Here is a 17,645-nt window from a genome sequence, read left to right as displayed (position 1 = left end):
TCAGGCCTCGGGCTCGGGGCGATCGAGGAGGCCGCCCCGTCGTTCGACCTCGGCCGTCGCGTCGGCAGGAGCCTCCCGGCGTCGCCGGAGCACGATGAGGATGCCGAGGACCCCGAGCAGGCTGGCCCCGGCGATCGCGGCGATCAACGCCATCTCGCGGGTGAGGACGAAGGGCGGCACGCCGTGGTCGGGGTCGACGCTCACGGCAGGCGGGCGCACGGCGCTCTCCGCCGTGTCGAAGAACGGGCTGATGGGGCCACGGGTGGTGGGGTCGGGAAGGAGCTGGATGGCGGCGGAGGGCCGGATGAAGCCCCAGCCGTTCACGTCATCGCGGTTGTCGGCATCCGCGCGGAGTGCGGTCGCCGTGAGCCGGTACGCCCACCCCGCGGGCGGATCTTCCGGGTGCGCCTCGGCGACCAGCGCCGCCGCCGCGCTCACGTAGCCGGTCGCGAAGCTCGACGCCGGGGCGTCGGAGGCGAACAGGCAGTCGCCGCCGCCCGTCGCCGCGGTGAGCACATTCGCGCCGGGGGCCGTGACTCCGACCTGGGGCCCGTGGATCGAGCTGTCGGTCGCGAGGCCGTTCGCGTCGGCCGCGCTGACGCCGAGCGCCTGTTCGTAGCCGGCGGGATACCGGGTTCCGTCTTCCGCCTCGGGGTCGGAGGCCCTGTTGCCACCGCTGGCGACGACGAGCGCTCCGACGGCAGCCGCGTGCTCCACCGCACCCCGCAGTTCGGGGGAGTCCGTTGCCTGCGATGAGGAGACGTTGATGATGTCGGCGCCGTTGTCGGCCGCCCAGTTGATGCCTTCGGCGAGGCGCTGGGCGCTCGGGCCCCACCCCTTGTCGACGTCCTGCGGCGAGTCGCTGCGGAACGCACGCACGGACAACAGGCGGGCGTCGGGGGCGAGCCCCACGACGCCGGAGCCGGAGACGGGCTGCGCCGCGATCTGCCCGGCGATCGCCGTGCCGTGCCCGGTCAGATCGCTCAGACCGTCGCCGCGTTCGCCGTCGCCCACGAGGTTCACGCCGCCGACGACGACGCCGGCGAGGTGCGGGTTGCCCGCGTCGATCCCGGAGTCGACCACCGCCACGACGACGCCTTCCCCGGTGGCGAGGCGGTTCGCGTCCTCCGCCCCGAGGGCGGCGAGCGCCGATGGTGCTTCGGGAGCGAACACGACGGTGCCGGGTTCGCAGGCGCCGGTCGCCATCGACACGATCGTCGCGGGAGCAGGCATCGCGGCCACCGCGGCGGCCGGCGTCCCCAGCACGGCAGCACCCACCACGAGGGTGGCGAGAGCGGCACGGCGGCGCATCACTCGTCCTCGGAGCCGGGCGACTCTCTCGCGGCCTCCGTGGTCAGCGCCGGCCCGGCGGCGAAGAAGTCGATCCAGGCGCTCGGCACCCGTCCGACGTCGCCCGGGGTGTAGCCGAGCTGGGCGAGTGGTCCGCTCGCCGCGTCTTCGGCCGACTCGTCCAGGACGGCACCCGGAATGGCGTAGGCGGTGCCGGACTCGTCGACGAGCACGGCCATGCCCACCGCTTCGTCCGAGGGGCCGCTCGTCTGGACGAGGGCACCGCCGCCGACGGTGACGCCGACGCGGTCGCGATCATCCGGCAGCTCGGTGCTCGTGGACCCGAGGACGGTGCGGGCGTCGTCACCCAGAACGGCGCATGGAGTCTCGCCGGACGCGAGCGGCGTCAGCGGAAGCGTGGGCCAGTCGTCGCCACCGGCGTTCGGCACCGTCGGAACATCGGCCACCTCCGCCGGGGACACCTCTTCCTCGTCCGCGCCGGCTTCCTGCGCGCTGCCGAGCAGGTAGAGCTGGTACGCGAGCGGGCTGAGGCGCGCGAGCTCTCCGGTCGCGAGCGCGACGTAGCGCTCGTCCGCGGGGCTGCCCTGCACGTGCACGATCGTGCCCGCCGTCAGGTCGGTCCCCGGCACCCGGGCGCCGACGGCGTTCAGGCGGATCGGCTCCAGATCGGCGCCGCTCTCGAAGAGGTTGAGCCAGCGCCCGTCGACCTCGATGACGTCGCTCGTGCCGAGGCCGACCGCGCGCAGCACCGCGTTCGCGTCGTCGGCGGGGACCGCGTATCGCAGGCCGTCGGCGATCACGAAGAGCTCGTCGCCGCGCTGCACCACGGCGCCCGTGCCCGTCGACGGTGCCGCGATCGGCGTCCCCGACAGCGAGACGGCGGTACCGGCGGCGTCATCGACGCACGCGGTCCATGCCGTGTTGATCAGGGCGTTCGGGGTAGGCAGGTCGTCAGGGGCGCCGAGGATGCCGATCGATCCGCCGACCGGGATGCCGTCGAGGGCGGCCTGGTCCGTGCGCACGACCTTGAACTCGCCGGCGGGGATGAGCAGGCGCGCGCTGGCCGTGTTGATCACGGGGTACAGCGTCCCCTCGACCGAGACGTAGCGCGCGCCCGTGTCGGTGGCGACGATGAGGCGGTTGTTCTGCCAGTCGCCGGGGAGCCCCGGCTGCATGATGCCCCAGAACACGCCGACGAGGATCACGCCGACGGTGAGGGCGATGCCCGCGATGACGGCGCGCAGCGGCTTGGCGGGTTCGAGCTCTTTGCCGCCGGGGGCGCCGCCGGTGAAGGCGGAGAGGAGTCGTCGTCGGCTGAAGCCCTGGGCTTCGATCAGGTCTTTCTTGGTCGCCATCAGTCAGACGAGCCCCGCCGTGATGACCCCGAGCGGGAGGAGGAGGGCGAGCGCGACGACCTCGACCGTGTCGCCGAGCCGCGTGAGGCGGAGGCGGGCCTTCGGCGTGAGCAGGGTGAGTCCGATGAGCACCACGGTCGCGACCACGAGGATGAGCAGCATCCAGGTGCGCACGTCGGGGAGGGTGAGCGCGACGGTCACACCGGTCGCGGCGAGGCCGATCGCCCCGATCGCCATCAGCACGAGGACCCCGAGCCGCGCGTGCATCTGCCGCGACTGGAACATCATGCCGACGAAGGCGAGTACGCACAGCACGGCGCCCGTGACGCCGCTGGCGGCGACGAGCGGGGTCGCGATGAGGGCTGCGAGACCGAGCGCGGCACGGAGCGCGATCAGCGTGCGGGTCCCGGCGGCGGCGCGACGCTTCACCTCCTCGGCGTCGATGGGCTGCGGTGCGGAGAACATGTCGGCGTCGCTCTGCGGCGAGATCACCCGGATGCGGGTGGAGCTCAGAGCCAGCCAGGGGATGCCGTTCGCGAGCAGCGCCGTGGTCGCGAGCATCAGCGCATACGAGGCGAGCGGGTCGCCGAAGACCGCGGCCGCGGTGGCCGTGATCCCGATCGAGGCGCCGAGGGCGATGGGCGCGAGGTGGATCTCGGGCTTGTCCTGGGTGACAGCCAGGCTGAGGCCCCCGACGACGACGAGTCCGAGCCCGAGAGCGGCGAGCGGCCAGCCCCAGATGCTCTGCGCGGGGACCGCGAGGTAGCCCGCGAGCCCGCCGTACGCCGCGGCGGTGAGCCCGAGCGCATGACCCGCCTCGGGCTGCCGCAGCCGCATCAACACGGCGGCGGCGACGCTGAGCACGACCGCGCCCGATCCCGCGATGATCGCCGGAAGCAGAGACGTCGGCGGCGTCGCGACGAGGAGCACGGCGCAGAGGGCGAGGAAGGTGAGACTGACGAAGAGGGCGGTCCGGGAGCTGTCCGCGGGCGTCCAGGAGTTGTGCTGCTCCGCCGTCGCATCGATCACGGCTTCCACGACGTCGTCGTAGATGCGCGGCTCGCGCATGAGCCCGCCACGCACCAAGGTCAGCAGCTCACCGTCGTGCACGCCCTGGGCCGCAGCACCGCGAGCGGGGTCGAGGGGAGTGCCGTCCGCCCGCTGCAGCGCGTATCCGCCGTGCGTGAGGGTCGGATCGAGCACGCCGAGACTGCGGGCGAAGCCGGGGATGATCTCCACGAGGGGGACCTGCGACGGCACCCCCACGTCGAGCCTGCGGTCGTCGCTGACGACGGAGATCCGCAGCACGGTTCCTGCCACGGTGCCGCTCTGGCTCATATCGGTGGTGTCCCCCCACGTGTGCGATGCTCTCCCGCCGCAGGCATTGCGGGGGTCCGGCCCGGACTCACTCTAGTTGACAGGCCAGATCCTATCTGCTGCAAGCGCGCGCGCCACCGGGGAGGAGGTTCGGTCAGTGGTCCACGTCAGACATCGATCGAACGGAGGAATTCTGATACGGATCTGTCCAGGCCGTTGGAAATGGGCGCCGCCTTGCCTTAGCCTATGTGCGGAAACAGATTGGTCGGGGGTTGTTTCGAAGTCATCCCGGTTCGGGAAGGCGCTCCCCCGCGTGTGTCCTCATGGGGACCGGAGGGAGTGAGTAATGGCTGATGTCATCTCCGCAGAAGAGGGGGCTCTGCGTCGCGGAGCCCAGGCCGTGCGGGAGACGAAGTCCGGGATCGACCAGCAGACCAAGAAGGTCCGCGGTGAGATCGAGCAGCTGCGCGGGTTCTGGACGGGTGCGGCCGCCGCATCGTTCACCACGCTGATGTCGCGGTGGGACGAGCAGGCTCGTCAGCTCAACGAGGTCCTCGTGACGCTCGAGGATGCCCTCGCCGGCACCGAGCGCGACCAGGCCGCGACCGAAGAAGCTCATCAGCAGACCATCGCGGGCCTCGGCTCGATGATGGGCGCCTGAGCGCAGACCGCAGAGATTTCAAGGAGAACATGATGCAGTCGATGTCCGTTCGCCCGGAGCAGGTCAACGCTCTCGCGGCGCAGATCCGCAGTGGGTCGCAGGGTATTCGTTCCGAGCTGGACCGCCTCGAGTCCGAGGTCAGCAAGCTGCGTGCGGCGTGGGATGGTGCCGCGCAGCAGGCCTACGACCAGGCGCAGGCCAAGTGGAACCGCTCGCTGAGCGAGATGCAGCAGCTGCTCACGCAGATCGCCGGGAAGACCGAGGAGATCTCGGGTCAGTACGTGCAGACCGACAAGTCGGCTGCGGGGCGCTTCGGCGCGTGAACCTGGGGCGCGGGTCTGGCGCAGAGATGCGTCGGGCCCGCGCCGTCTGCTGTGCTTTTCGGTGAGCCACCGGACGGTACAGCAGGCGTGACGGGATCGCCGGAGGAAAGAAGAGGGGGCGTCGATGAGTATCGCAGTCGACTTCGATGGAGTGTTCGCCGAGCTGAAGCGGCTTCTGCGCGAGCTGCAGGAGTTCCCGAGTCCTGCAGAGGTGGCTGTCGCCGAAGGCGACGTGTCGAACACGACGCGTGAATTCCATCAGGCCGTCTCGGACGCCGCTAGAGAGATGGGAGCTGCGACCGAGCGGGCCCTCGAAAATCTGCAGAATACGCATGACGCCATCCGGGCTGCTGTCCTCCAATTGGCCGAGCAGGATGCCGCACTCGCGGATGAGACGAAGCTCATCGTGTCCCTGCTGGACTCCGCGGTCGAGCAGGCGGCCTCGTCGTCTCCGGTCGACGGCGGGTTGAGCGACGGCGTGAAGGTCGACGCTAGCGATTCCTCCACCGAGCCCCAGGACGCCGATTACTGATGCGGCGCGTGTACCGCGGGTTCGCCGCGACTGTCGGTATAGCTGGGCTTGCGTTGGCTTTCCTGGCGCCGTCGGCTGCTGCCGCTGGAACGGCGGAATCCGGTCTGTGGTGGTTTGATCGGGGCGACATCCAGGCGGCTCACGATGCGGGTTTCGATGGATCCGGGGTGAAGGTGGCCGTGATCGACAGTCAGATCAACCCCGATGTGGTCGGTCTTCGCGGCGCCGACGTGACAGTCCGGGAGCCGTCGTACTGTCTGGACCCCTCAGGAAGGCCGTATCCGGCGATGTCGACCGATTACGTCGCCGCGTCTCATGCGACGAGAGTGGCGTCGATGATCGTGGGAACGGGGGAGGCGCCGCCCGGGGGTGCCCCGGTGAAGGGCGTCGCGCCCGGGGTGGAGTTGCTGTTCTACACCGCGCCAGTCCTTGACGGCGTGGTGAACGAACGCGGCGAAGATGCCGAGTGTCTCCAGGAGGACGGCACCAGTTTCGACGAAGACGGTCGGGAAGGGCTGGATCACGCGATCTCGGATGCGGTGGCGGATGGGGCGGACATCATCTCCATTTCCTCGTTCGGTACCGACGCTTCGAAGGGCATCGCGGAGGCGTACGCCAACGACGTGGTGGTTGTCGCCGGCATGGGCAACGACGATGGCATCGACGTGTTGCCGGCGGCGTTGAACGGTGTGGTCGCTGTGCAGGCGTTCGGCGAGGACGGCAAGATCCAGAACGGGCAGTACGGAAAGCCCAACGTGAGCGACTACGTCGTCACGGCAGGACCGGGCATCGGTCTGTTGTTGCAGGGCGCGTCGGATTCGTGGGAGGCGCAGTCGCTCGGATCGGGGACGTCGTACGCGACGCCCATCGTGGCGGGGATGCTGGCGGTCGTGAAGCAAAAGTATCCGGAGGCTACGGCGGGGCAGCTGATTCAAAGCCTCATCCACAACACGGGCACGAAGGGCGAGCACGAGCCCGAGTGGAACTCCGGCACGGGATACGGTGCTGCGTCTCTCACGGGGATGCTGGCGGTCGATCCGGCGAAGTACCCGGATGAGAATCCGATCTTCGACACGGAGGACCCGAACGCCTCACCGTCTCTCGCGATGGTGAACGAGGTCAAGGCGGCAAACGAAAACGAGAAGGCGACAGCGAGCCCACAGCCTTCTTCCGCGCCCGGCGAGGCTCAGCAACCATCCGAGGTATCGGCGATGCCGTGGGTGATCGGCGGGATCGTCGTCGCTGTGCTGATTGTGGGCGGCATCATTCTCGCGATCGTCTTGACACGATCCGCACGACGACAGACCACCGACCAAGGGGGAAATCATGACCGGTAACCAGAGCGGCGGGTACGAAGCGGAGCTGAACCGCATCCGTGCGCTGTCGGATTCGATCATCCCGAAGACGGCGGCGCTGATCAACGCGCTGGACTCCCTGGATAGTGCCCTCGCGAAGGCACGAATGTCGGAGTTCTGGACGGGGAGCTCGGCGGACGCGGCCACTGCAGCTGTCGATGAGATCCGGAAGAAGTTCGCCCGGATCCAGAAAATCGTGACCGCGATCGATTCGGCTGTCGGCGAGGGCAACAAAAAGCGGCGCGACCTGGTCTCAGCGGAGCTTCCGTCAGCCGCAGTCGACCCGTTCTGGGCGAACGCTGCGAAGGGGGCCTCCGTCGTGGTCCACCCCCTGCTGGGACCGCTCGCCGCCGACAAGGCCTTGGACGCGATCGGAGACTTCCTGGGAAACCAGCGCGAGGAGGCGGCACGGAAGATCGTCGAGGCCGTCGAAAGGTCTCTGGCCAGCCCTACGAGGGAGTTGAACGCCGCGTCCAAAGAGCTCTCGGGCGTCGGCTTCATCGAGTCCTCCGACGAGAAGATCGACGACGGGCCCACGGGTGGCCCCGAGATCGATGCCCCGAGGATCGGTTCCCCGGGAATCGGCGGCGTGCCCTCCGGCTCCGCCCCCGGTGTCGGCGGTACTCCGCCGCCTAGCGGTGGCATCGGCACCTATCAGCCGCCCGTCCCGACCTCTCCCGTGCACCCCACCTTCCCCACTCCCCCGACGAATCCGAGCGGACCGGGGATCGGATGGGACCCGGTGGTGCCGGGAGGCGAAGGCCCCGGGCTCCCCGGCGGGAAGGACCCTTCGATCGACTCTCCCGGCGGTGGTCTGCTTCCCGGCGGCCCTGGCGGCACGGGCAGCGGCGGCGGGACGGGCGGCGGATACCCGACCGGTCCCGGGGGCTATGTCCCCGGCGGCGGTGCGGGCGGCGGCGGCCTCGGTGGCATCGTGGGCGGTGGCGCCGGCGCGGCGGCGATCGCAGCGAGCTCGAAGATCGCCGGCTTCGGCAGCATGGGCGGACTCGGCGGTGCGGGCCTGGGCCCGGGTGCCGGTGCCGGACTCAAGGCCGGTGGCGGTCTGCTCGGCAATTCCGCGGTCGGGGGCGTCGGCGGCGTCGGTGGTGCGGGCGGCCCTGGCGGCATGGCCGGTGCCGGCGGCGTCGGCGGGGCGGGTGCCTCGGGCACCGGGTCCTCCGGCGCGGCAGGTGCCGGTGGCCGACCCGGCATGGGCATGATGGGCGGCGCCGGTGGCGCCGACGAGGAGGAGAAGGGGAAGCGTTCGGGCCTCGGCGGTCCCATCGCCCCGAAGCTGGAGGACGACGAGGAAGCCGGCCCCCGCGCCAAGGGAGCACGCGCCGGATCCCGCGACGAGCCTGCCAACTGAGAGCGATCGGCAGGGTCTGTCCGGGGGACGGTGAAGGACGGAGGGGGCGTCGTGAGTGACACGGATTTCTGGCTGAACGCGGCCGGGCTGCGGGAACAGGCGGGAGCGTTCACGCAGTACGCGGACCAGGCAGCCAGCGCGCGGGCGTGGTTGGAAGACCGAACGATCACGGACGACGGGAGTTTCGACGCATACACGCGTGTCGCCGGCGCCGCGATCGACATCCGGTCATCGTTGGTCGACTGGTTCGATCACCTCGAGCAGGTGCTGGACGGTGTGGCCACCGAGCTCATCGCTGTGGCCGACGAGGGCGAGGGCATCGACACGGAGCAGGCCGCGCTCATCGACGCGACCGACCCTGACGTCTACAACGACAACGCTCAGTCGCCTTCGGGGCGGCCGGAGATCGCCCCCAGCTACGACCGTACTGACGACTCCCTGCCCGTATGGGGGCCGCCGACAGGGGGAGCCGCCTTCTTCTGCGACCTCGGCACCCATGACGAGCTGAACCAACTCAGCACCAATCTCGTCCCGGGGGATCTTCTCAGCCCGAGCGAATGGATCGACACGGTGCTGGGCTGGTTGGGTGCGCGGACACTGCCGCAACGCGTGCTGGAGACCTACGGCGGCCGCTGGGGCGACATCCGGCAGTTCGCCGACACGATCAACGGTCTGGCGTCACTCGTGGACGACATGCGGGGACACCTGTCCAGCGCCGCGGCCTACGCCGGCATCCAATGGCAGGGTTACGCGTCCAACAGTGCACAGGCCTACCTCGCTGACCTGCTGAACGCGCTCTCCGATGCGCAGCACGCCCTCGCTGACGCGGGTACGGTCTTCTCCGACTACTGCACCGGCGTGATCCAATCCGCTGAGCAGATCGCCGGCGCGATCTACGGGCTCTATGACGCGATCCTCGTCGCGGCTGCCGGCGCGGCTTTCGGCACCGGCACCGTCTGGAGCGGCGGCGGCGGCCTCATCGGCTACGGCACCGCCGGTGTCTCGCTGCTGTGGGCTTTCAAGAAGCTCGCGGACGTCAATGACATCCTGCAAGACATCTCGGACCTGTACTCGATACTCGAAGCCCTCGGCAATCTGTCCGGCGATCTCTCGAACTTCGCCGCGACGATGCCCGTGCCGACGATGGAGCAGACCTCATGAGGGTGGACGGTGCAGCAGACGGCGGCGCGGAGTCGCTCGACCCGATCGCGGCGTTCGCAGGGCGTGTGGGCGGGGAGCGGGCACCGTTCGCGCTCCCGACGGTCGCTGCCAGCGCACCGGTGCTTCTGCAACTGACGAAGCAGATGCGCGAAGTGCGTGCCGCCAGCGATGATCCGCATCTCCGCGCTGTTCTGGGCGGCATACTGGACGGACGCGCTCCGCTTTCGACGTTGCTCTCCGCCGGAGTGCTTCCCGCTCCTCCCGCGGTGATGCCGCAGGAGCTGCGGGAGTTGTTGGAGACGAACGAGGAGAAGCAGTGACGATCGGGCTGAAGACCTCGATGGCCAGGGGCGCGCTCGCGGGCGTCGTCGGGGGGATCGACGAGATCGCTCGTCTCCTCCAGGCGCTCCAGGACGAGACCGCCGTGCTCGAATCGCGGTGGGACGGTGAGGCCCGCGAAGCGATGTCCGTCGCGGTGCGCGACTGGACCGCATCGGTGGAACGGCTGCGACTCATCGGACGTGAGGCGAGCCGCCTCGCGGGTCAGGCGGTCGAACGGGTGGACGAGTTCGATCGCCGCCGAGCTGGCGCGTGGCACCGGTGATGCGGCGGGTGACGGCGCTCACCTTGGCTCTGGTGTCTGTGGCGCTGACGCTCACTGCGTGCGCTTCCAGCGCTGCGACGGAACTCGTCGTCACGTATGAGGTGGGCGGCGACGAGCGCACGCTGACTCTCAGTCCTGATCAGGTCACCTGCGACGCGGGGAGTGCGCACGGACTCGCGATCTCGAACGATCCGCAGGGACGCTTCTCGGTCCGGCTCGACAGTGACCGCCGGGGATCGGTCGGCGCCGGAAGCGATGAGGGCCTGGTGCTCTTCGAAGGCACGGAACTCGACCTGAGCGCGTCGGGGACCGTGCTCAGCATCGGGGAATCCGACGGCGAAGTGTCTCTCGTCGAGGGATGGGCACCTGGTGACGATGTGAACGTCACAGCCGATGATGCCGCGCGATACCCCGCGAGATTGTCGGGTACGGTCGCATGCGAGGGACCGGTCGTTCTGCCGACTCCCGACCAGGGAGCCTCCGGAACGCCGCCCGCGGAGGGCGTGAGCGTGCGGTTCACGGCCGGCGGCGTCGTCCATACCTCGGTCTTCGTGCCCACCGCTGTCTCGTGCGCGGGGGGCGTGACCGCGACGGGCGTCGAGCCGTACCCTGGCACCCTCTCCTTCGACGACTCCGGGCGCGTGCGAATGACCGTGTCCGACGACGCAGGGACGACCGAGTTCCGTGCGGATGGCGCAGACGTCGTGGCTGAAAGCAACGGCTCATACTGGCTGAAGGGAATCCGCGGTGATGTGCAGTTCTGGGAGGGCCAGACCGGGGGAACGCTATCGCCCGATGCGGCGGAGGCAGGAACCGGTACGCTCAGCGCACTGATCATGTGTGGATAGCACGGTAAGCGCTGCCGGTCACAGTCCGAAGCGAGCGAACGGAGGGGGAACATGGAGGCAGAGGAAGAGCATTGTCTCCGGGCGATGGAGGCAGGGGAGGAACGGTGAAGCGCCGTCGCGAATGTGCCGCCGCCGTGGGGTGCACATCGTGACCCCGCGCAGAGCCCGCGGCGCCGCGCGGCGGGAGCGTCGCGCAGTGGATAGGGTGCAGGTGTGTCAGTCGAGATCGTAGAGCGGCGTCGGATCGTCCTCCAGAGCGAAGATCGTCGCATCGACCTCTCCCTCCCGCTCGACGAGACCCTGGAGGACGCCCTCACCCTGAGCGGGATCCCTGACGCGGACCGGTTCGTCACGATCGGCCCCGGGGGATACGAGATCCCCGGCGACACCGAGTGCGAAGACCTCGTCGACGGCGGCCTCTACGCACTCATCGACCGCACGGCTTTGGCTCCGCAGGCGCGCCCGGCAGAGAAGGCGACGGGCCAGACGCGCGCCGACCACGGGGCACGGTGGTGGCTGCTGGCCGTGAGCGGGATGCTGCTCGTCGCGGTCTTCGCCCAGGGCGCCGTCGATCCGCTGATCCGGCTTCTCGTCGCCCTCCTCGTCGCGGCCGGTGCGATCGGTGGCGCTGTCGCGTGGGCGCGACGAGACTCCGCGGCGGGAGTGCGCGGCATCCTCGGGGTGCTCGCGCCGGTGCTGCTGTCGTTCGCGGCCGGCGTTCTCCTCATCCCGGCCGGGCTGGAGGACGCGTCGCACCTGTCGACCGCCACCGGGTTCCTCGCGGCGGGTGTCACCACCGCGATCATCGCCGTCACGGCCAGGGCTCGCCCGATGCGCGCCGCGGCCGGGACGGCGACGGTGCTGCTCGTGGGCCTCGCCGCCGTCTGGGGCCTCGCCCTGCTGCTGCGGTGGGGGGAGGCGGAGGCCGCCGCCCTCTCGCTCGGGCTCGTGCCGCTGGGCCTGCGTGCGCTCCCGAGCAGTCTCGTCAACCTGCCCGAGGGCTACTTCATCGACTACAAGCACTTCATGACGAGCCGGTGGACCGTGCGCGGAGCCATCCCCGAGTCGGTCGGGCTGCTGCGTCCCGAGCGCATCACCGCGGTCGTCGACGATTCCTCCGCGCGGCTCATCGCGGGCACCGCCGTGCTGAGCATCGTTGCTGCGGTGATGGCTCCGGTCGCGTTCCTGCGGCCCTGGCCCGACGACGCGTTCGTGGTCTCCGGCGGGATCGCCCTGCTCTGCTGCCTCGCGCTCGCCCTGCTGCTCACGCCGCGGCACACCACCTCGCGCCTCCTCCGGTGGTTCCCCCGTGCCGCGGCCGCCGTGGTCTGCCTCGTCGCCGGCATCCAGGTCGCGGCGGCCCTCGGGACCGGCTTCCACCTGCTCGGTGCGGCCCTGCTGTTCCTCGTCGGGTTGGCCGCGGTCGCCGTCGTCATCCCGGTGTCGAAGGGCGCGAAGTCGCTGGTCTGGTCGCGGGTCGGAGACGCGTTCGAATGGCTCGCCGTCGCCCTCGCCCTGCCGTCGGCCCTGCTGTACGCGAATGCGCTCTCCCTGGTTCGTGGAATGATGGCCGGATGAGCGGGAACGGCCCATCACAGTCCTGGCCGAGCGGGGGTCCGATCCCGCCGATGGCGCCCGGCGGAGACCGTCCGGGGGAGATCCCTGCGCTGCCGCCCGCCCTGATCGCGGCGCCCCCCGGTGTCGACGGCACGCCGCTGCGCCAGACGCCCGTGCCGCCCACGCCGATCGCCTCGTCGCGACGCACCCTCCCGCGCCCTGCCGAGGGACTCGGTCCCGCCTTCCGCGGAGCCCCCGCCGGCACCGTTCAGCGGATCGCGGCCTTCACCCTCGACGCGGCCGCCGTGTTCCTCGCCTCCGCCGTCGTCCTCGTGCTGACGCAGAGCGTGCTGCTCGCCGCCCTCACGGTCTTCGAGCTCGCCCTGTTCCTCTGGGTGCTGGAAGCGCGGACCGGCCTCACCCTCGGCAACGCCGTGCTGCGCCTGCGCAGCGCCCGCGCCGACCGGCCGTGGTCGCCGGGGATCGGGCGCCAGTTCGTCCGCGGCATCATCACCGGAGCCGGCTTCCTCGTGGCTGTCGGCAGCTGGGTGGTCGTCGCCTCCAGCGCCTGGGATCGCGGCGGCAGACGGCAGTCCTGGGCCGACCGCGTCGCCGGCACCGTCGTGGTCGCCGTGCCCGCCAAGGCGGCCGTCGAGGCTTCGCCGGCTCCCGCTGCGGGGGAGGCCGCTCCGCTCGCGCCGCCGCAGGTCGTTCCGCTCGTGGCGTCGCCGTCCGTCGTGGACGAGGACTCCCAGCCCACCGACGCCCGCGCGGCCTCTCGCCGTACCGAGAGCCCGGAAGCGGCGGCACCGGGGTCGGATCGGCCGCTCTTCACCGTGGCCCCGGCGCCCGGGTCGCAGGCGGGCGCCGAGGCGCCTGCGCCGGCCCCCGAGACCGGGGCCCTCCTCCTCATCTTCGACACCGGCCAGCGGGTGCAGCTCGCCCTCCCCGTGGCCGCGAACCTCGGACGCGGACCCGTCGCCAGCGCGCATGACGACCGCCTCATCGTCGTCACCGACCCCGACGCGTCGGTCTCGAAGACCCATCTGCGCATCGAGCACTCCCGCGGCCGCACGTGGGTGACCGACTTCGGTTCCACGAACGGCTCCGACGTCCGCAGCGACGACGGCCAGACGACCGAGCTCGTCGCCGGCGAGCGCGTGCTCCTCGACGACGCCGACCGTGTCCGCATGGGCAATCGCAGCTTCACCATCAGCCTTCTGCTGGGCACCGACAGCAGCGCCGGAGAGAGAGCATGACAGGACCCCGTCTCGCCCCGCCCCGTGTCCCCTCCGGGAGGCTCCCGGTCCAGGCCCCGCCGGAGCTGCAGCCGAACGACGGCGGCATCGGGATCCTCGGGTCGCTGCTGCCCATGCTCGGCAGCGTCGGCGCGATCGTCATGGTCACCATGTCGAACCAGTCCGTCACGGGTCTGCTCACCGGCGGCATGTTCCTGCTGTCCTCGCTCGGCTTCGTCGCCGTCAACGGCTGGCGCCAGCGCTCCCAGCGGCAGGCGGCCACCCTCGGCGCCCGCCGTGAGTACCTCGCGTACCTGACCGAGCTGCGGCAGACCGTCCGCGTCGCCGCCCGACAGCAGCGCCGCTCCGCGAACTGGCACCTTCCGGCGCCGTCGACCCTGCCGTACCTCGCGGAGGAGCGCACCCGCGTCTGGGAGCGCGGCGTCAACGACCCCGACTTCCTGTCGGTCCGCGTCGGCGTCACCGATCAGCCGCTGTGCGTCACGCTCGAAGCCCCGGAGCTCCCGCCGCTGGCGCAGCTCGACCCCGTCGCCGCCTCGGCCGCGCACCGCTTCATGCTGACGCACGAGGTCCAGAAGAACCTCCCGCTCGGCGTCACCCTCCGCGACTACGCCCGCATCGAGATCACCGGTGACGAGGACGAGACGCGGGCGCTGGCCAGGGCCATGCTGCTGCACGCGGCCACCATGCACGACCCCGACGTGCTGCAGATCGTCATCGCCGCGGACACCGGCGTGCTCCCGCAGTGGGAGTGGGCGAAGTGGCTGCCGCACACGCACTCACGCACCGTGCGGGACGGCCTCGGCGCCGCCCGGATGATCGGCTCGCAGCTGTCCGAGCTCGAGGACATGCTGCCGCCCGAGGTGCGCGAGCGCTCGCGCTTCGCCCGCGACGGCTCCGGACCGAAGACGCCGCACATCGTCATCGTCACGGACGGCGCCACGACGTCGTTCAACGACGCCCTCGTCACCGGCGACGGCGTGCAGGGCGTGACCGTGATCGACCTCCCCGCCCGCTGGGGTGACCTCGACGACCCGAACGCCCTGCGCATCGCGTTCGAGACCGGCGGTGCCAGCACACGCGCCGAGCTCGTCAGCCTGCAGGTGCCCGCACGACCGTTCGAGGCGGACGCGATCACCATCGTCGAGGCGGAGGCGACCGCCCGCCGGCTCATCGCCCTGTACGCGGGCGGCACCGCGATCGCCAGCAAGAAGAGCGCGACCGGCCAGGCCGAGCTCGTCGAGCTCCTCGGTCTGCCCGACGTGCGCGACCTCGACCTCGACGCCGCGTGGGCGCCGCGACTGGAGCGCGACCGACTCCGGGTGCCGATCGGCCAGACCGAGGACGGCAGCCCGCTCATCCTCGACATCAAGGAATCGGCGCAGCAGGGTATGGGCCCGCACGGTCTCATCATCGGCGCCACCGGCTCGGGGAAGTCGGAGGTGCTCCGCACGCTCGTGCTCGCGCTCGCGATGACCCATTCGCCGGAGCAGCTCAACTTCGTGCTCGTCGACTTCAAGGGTGGCGCGACGTTCGCCGGCATGGCCGACATGCCGCACGTCTCGGCGATCATCACGAACCTCGGTGAGGAGATCTCCCTCGTCGACCGCATGCAGGACGCGCTCCAGGGCGAGATGGTGCGCCGACAGGAACTGCTGCGGGCCACCGGTCCGTTCGCCAACGTGGCCGACTACGAGAAGGCGCGTCGCGGCGGACGCACCGACCTGGCGCCGCTCCCCGCCCTGCTCATCGTCGCCGACGAGTTCTCCGAGCTCCTGTCGGCCAAGCCGGAGTTCGTCGACACGTTCGTCAACATCGGCCGCCTCGGCCGCTCGCTGCAGGTGCACCTGCTGCTGTCCTCCCAGCGGCTGGAGGAGGGCAAGCTGCGCGGCCTCGACACGCACCTCTCCTACCGCATCGGTCTGCGCACCTTCTCGGCGGCCGAGTCCCGGACGGTCCTCGGCGTGCCGGACGCCTATCACCTGCCCACGCAGCCGGGCGCCGGCATCCTGAAGTCCGACACCGAGACGATGACGCAGTTCCGCGCCGCGTACGTGTCCGGACCACCGCCGCGTCGTCGCCGGCGGGCGTCGTCCGGCGGCTCCGGACAGAGCACCGGTTCGACCGCCGTCGAGCTGTTCACTGCCGCGCCGGTCTGGCGTGCGGAGGTACCCGTGGACGAGCCGGAGGTCGTGGTCGACGCCGAACCGGAGGAGAAGCGCAACACCTTCGAGATCGCGGTCGAGTCCATGAAGGGACGCGGCCCGGCCGCGCACCAGGTGTGGTTGCCGCCGCTGGTGACGCCGGCCACCCTCGACCAGCTCTTCGGGGACCTCGTCGAAGACCCGGCGCTCGGCCTCGTCTCCCCGCGCTGGCGGAAGGCGGGGGCGCTCACGGTCCCGCTCGGCATCGTCGACGTGCCGCTGGAGCAGCGCCGGGAGAACCTCGCGGTCTCCCTCGGCGGTGCGGCCGGCCACATGGCCATCGTCGGCGCGCCGCTGAGCGGCAAGAGCACGCTCGCGCGGACGACGGTCGCCGCCCTGGCGCTCACGCACACGCCGCAGGAGGTGCAGTTCTTCGTCATCGACTTCGGCGGCGGCAGCTTCACCGGCATGCAGGATTTCACGCACATCAGCGGCGTCGCGACCCGGTCCGAGCCGGACGTCGTCCGCCGCACGGTGGCTGAGGTCACCAGCCTGCTGAACGCCCGCGAGGTGTACTTCCGGCAGCACGGCATCGACTCGATCGACGCCTACCGGCAGCGCCGCGGGCAGGGACTGGCCGACGACGGCTACGGCGACATCTTCCTCATCGTCGACGGATGGGGCACGCTCCGCGCCGAGTTCGAGATGCTGGAGCCGCAGATCCAGGCGATCGCCGCCCGCGGTCTCACCTACGGCGTCCACGTCGTGATCACCGCGGCGCGCTGGATGGAGATCCGGGCCAACATCAAAGACCTCATCGGCACCCGCATCGAGCTGCGCCTCGGCGACCCGACGGACTCCGAGGTCAATCGCAAGGCGGCGGAGAACGTCACGGCCATCCCCGGCCGCGGCCTCAACGATCGCGGTCTGCAGATGCTCACGGCGCTCCCGCGTGTCGACGGCGTGGACGACGCGTCGAGCCTGCCCGACGGGATCGACGACCTCGTGGCCCGCGTCGCGGCGGCGTGGCACGGACCCGCCGGACCCAAGCTGCGCCTGCTGCCCTCGCGCATCAGCCATGCCGATCTGCGCGCCGTCGCGGCCGCGCAGTCCCCGGACGGCACGGAGCCCCGCGAACTCCTGCTGGGCATCGACGAGGCGAACCTCGCCCCGTTCTCGATCGATCCGGTCGCCGAGCCGCTGCTGTATCTGTACGGCGACGCGGACTCCGGCAAGTCGTCGATGCTCCGCGGCGTCGTGCACGAGATCACTCGGCTGTACGGCCCGACCGAGGCGAAGATCTTCGTCGTCGACTACCGTCGTGCCCTGCTCGGCGAGATCCCGCAGGAATACCTCGGCGCCTACCTCACGTCGCACGAGATGACCGAGGGTGGGATGAACGAGCTCGCGCAGTTCTTCCGGAGCCGCATCCCCGGACCTGACGTCACGCCCGACCAGCTCCGCAGCCGGTCGTGGTGGAAGGGCGCGGAAGGGTTCGTCCTCATCGACGACTACGACCTCGTGGCGACCTCGCAGGGCAACCCGGTCGCGGTCCTCGCACCGCTGCTCGCGCAGGCGGCCGACCTCGGCCTCCACGTGATCCTCACCCGCCGCACCGGCGGGGCGAGCCGCGCCGCGTACGATCCGATCATCCAGCGCATGACCGACCTGGGCGCGACCGGCATCCTGCTCTCGGGCAGCCCCGAGGAGGGCCAGCTCATCGGCAAGGTGAAGGCCGTTCCCGCGATCCCCGGCCGGGCGCAGATCGTCAGCCGCGATCGGGGCCTCGTCTCCGCGCAGCTGCTGTGGGTGCCGCCGAGCTACGAGTGACAACCGAGGAGAGACCGAG

At 70.8% G+C, this 17,645-nt stretch carries 15 protein-coding genes; 12 read left to right on the top strand and 3 right to left on the bottom strand.

All coding sequences use genetic code 11. From position 1 onward, the window contains the following. Genes CYL12_RS10475 through eccD form a run of 3 tightly spaced genes read right to left on the bottom strand, consistent with a single transcriptional unit; the run spans position 1 to position 4,004 of the window. The gene (locus CYL12_RS10475; protein ID WP_101847550.1) at positions 1 to 1,311 is read right to left on the bottom strand and encodes a S8 family serine peptidase; all 1,311 of its coding nucleotides are present in this window, start codon (positions 1,309 to 1,311) and stop codon (positions 1 to 3) included. Next, positions 1,311 to 2,666 (bottom strand): type VII secretion protein EccB, encoded by a 1,356-nt coding sequence (gene eccB, locus CYL12_RS10470; protein WP_101847549.1) that lies wholly within the window; start codon positions 2,664 to 2,666, stop codon positions 1,311 to 1,313. Before eccB ends, CYL12_RS10475 begins: the two co-directional genes overlap by 1 nt. Before the next feature lie 3 nt (positions 2,667 to 2,669). Continuing rightward, positions 2,670 to 4,004 carry a type VII secretion integral membrane protein EccD gene (gene eccD / locus CYL12_RS10465; RefSeq protein WP_101847548.1) on the bottom strand — a complete coding sequence of 445 codons (1,335 nt, stop codon included), beginning with the start codon at positions 4,002 to 4,004 and terminating at the stop codon, positions 2,670 to 2,672. A gap of 325 nt (positions 4,005 to 4,329) precedes the next feature. On the opposite strand from eccD, the gene CYL12_RS10460 reads away from it, so the two are divergent. The 12 genes from CYL12_RS10460 to eccCa all read left to right on the top strand — a co-directional run bounded on the left by CYL12_RS10460 (position 4,330) and on the right by eccCa (position 17,626). Beyond that, a complete protein-coding gene (locus tag CYL12_RS10460) occupies positions 4,330 to 4,644 on the top strand; it encodes a WXG100 family type VII secretion target (RefSeq protein ID WP_101847547.1) in 315 nt (104 codons plus the stop codon). Between the two features lie 41 nt (positions 4,645 to 4,685). Beyond that, on the top strand, positions 4,686 to 4,967 hold the full coding sequence (locus tag CYL12_RS10455; protein ID WP_081811619.1) for a WXG100 family type VII secretion target: 282 nt from the start codon (positions 4,686 to 4,688) through the stop codon (positions 4,965 to 4,967). 124 nt (positions 4,968 to 5,091) lie between these two features. Next, positions 5,092 to 5,499 carry a hypothetical protein gene (locus tag CYL12_RS10450; RefSeq protein ID WP_101847546.1) on the top strand — a complete coding sequence of 136 codons (408 nt, stop codon included), beginning with the start codon at positions 5,092 to 5,094 and terminating at the stop codon, positions 5,497 to 5,499. 53 nt (positions 5,500 to 5,552) lie between these two features. After that, a complete protein-coding gene (locus CYL12_RS10445; protein WP_233486710.1) occupies positions 5,553 to 6,836 on the top strand; it encodes a S8 family peptidase in 1,284 nt (427 codons plus the stop codon). Beyond that, complete coding sequence (locus tag CYL12_RS17205) at positions 6,826 to 8,223, top strand: hypothetical protein (protein ID WP_158297159.1); 1,398 nt, start codon at positions 6,826 to 6,828, stop codon at positions 8,221 to 8,223. The genes CYL12_RS10445 and CYL12_RS17205 overlap by 11 nt, the downstream gene beginning before the upstream one ends. A 51-nt stretch (positions 8,224 to 8,274) precedes the next feature. Further along, positions 8,275 to 9,384 (top strand): hypothetical protein, encoded by a 1,110-nt coding sequence (locus tag CYL12_RS10435; protein WP_158297158.1) that lies wholly within the window; start codon positions 8,275 to 8,277, stop codon positions 9,382 to 9,384. Next, on the top strand, positions 9,381 to 9,704 hold the full coding sequence (locus CYL12_RS10430; protein ID WP_158297157.1) for a hypothetical protein: 324 nt from the start codon (positions 9,381 to 9,383) through the stop codon (positions 9,702 to 9,704). Before CYL12_RS10435 ends, CYL12_RS10430 begins: the two co-directional genes overlap by 4 nt. Beyond that, entirely contained in the window at positions 9,701 to 9,988 is a 288-nt protein-coding gene (locus tag CYL12_RS10425) for a WXG100 family type VII secretion target (protein WP_101847541.1), read from the top strand. The genes CYL12_RS10430 and CYL12_RS10425 overlap by 4 nt, the downstream gene beginning before the upstream one ends. A 32-nt stretch (positions 9,989 to 10,020) precedes the next feature. Beyond that, positions 10,021 to 10,836 (top strand): hypothetical protein, encoded by an 816-nt coding sequence (locus CYL12_RS10420; protein WP_158297156.1) that lies wholly within the window; start codon positions 10,021 to 10,023, stop codon positions 10,834 to 10,836. 213 nt (positions 10,837 to 11,049) lie between these two features. Then, complete coding sequence (locus CYL12_RS10415) at positions 11,050 to 12,414, top strand: hypothetical protein (RefSeq protein ID WP_101847539.1); 1,365 nt, start codon at positions 11,050 to 11,052, stop codon at positions 12,412 to 12,414. Beyond that, complete coding sequence (locus CYL12_RS10410) at positions 12,411 to 13,652, top strand: FHA domain-containing protein (protein ID WP_199399103.1); 1,242 nt, start codon at positions 12,411 to 12,413, stop codon at positions 13,650 to 13,652. Before CYL12_RS10415 ends, CYL12_RS10410 begins: the two co-directional genes overlap by 4 nt. Further along, positions 13,649 to 17,626 (top strand): type VII secretion protein EccCa, encoded by a 3,978-nt coding sequence (gene eccCa, locus CYL12_RS10405; RefSeq protein WP_101847537.1) that lies wholly within the window; start codon positions 13,649 to 13,651, stop codon positions 17,624 to 17,626. The genes CYL12_RS10410 and eccCa overlap by 4 nt, the downstream gene beginning before the upstream one ends. The last annotated feature ends 19 nt before the right edge of the window (positions 17,627 to 17,645 follow it).

This window comes from Zhihengliuella sp. ISTPL4 (genome assembly GCF_002848265.1).
Lineage (GTDB): Bacteria > Actinomycetota > Actinomycetes > Actinomycetales > Microbacteriaceae > Microbacterium.
Note: the sequence above shows the minus strand (reverse complement) of the source record. Positions and strands in the feature narration are given on the sequence as shown.

Coding starts and splice junctions, on each gene's coding strand:
- CYL12_RS10450 (WP_101847546.1), top strand. CDS start 5,092: ATGAGTATCGCAGTCGACTTCGATGGAGTGTTCGCCGAGCTGAAGCGG.
- CYL12_RS10410 (WP_199399103.1), top strand. CDS start 12,411: ATGAGCGGGAACGGCCCATCACAGTCCTGGCCGAGCGGGGGTCCGATC.
- CYL12_RS10475 (WP_101847550.1), bottom strand. CDS start 1,311: ATGCGCCGCCGTGCCGCTCTCGCCACCCTCGTGGTGGGTGCTGCCGTG.
- CYL12_RS10430 (WP_158297157.1), top strand. CDS start 9,381: ATGAGGGTGGACGGTGCAGCAGACGGCGGCGCGGAGTCGCTCGACCCG.
- CYL12_RS10460 (WP_101847547.1), top strand. CDS start 4,330: ATGGCTGATGTCATCTCCGCAGAAGAGGGGGCTCTGCGTCGCGGAGCC.
- CYL12_RS10455 (WP_081811619.1), top strand. CDS start 4,686: ATGTCCGTTCGCCCGGAGCAGGTCAACGCTCTCGCGGCGCAGATCCGC.
- CYL12_RS17205 (WP_158297159.1), top strand. CDS start 6,826: ATGACCGGTAACCAGAGCGGCGGGTACGAAGCGGAGCTGAACCGCATC.
- eccB (WP_101847549.1), bottom strand. CDS start 2,666: ATGGCGACCAAGAAAGACCTGATCGAAGCCCAGGGCTTCAGCCGACGA.
- eccCa (WP_101847537.1), top strand. CDS start 13,649: ATGACAGGACCCCGTCTCGCCCCGCCCCGTGTCCCCTCCGGGAGGCTC.
- eccD (WP_101847548.1), bottom strand. CDS start 4,004: ATGAGCCAGAGCGGCACCGTGGCAGGAACCGTGCTGCGGATCTCCGTC.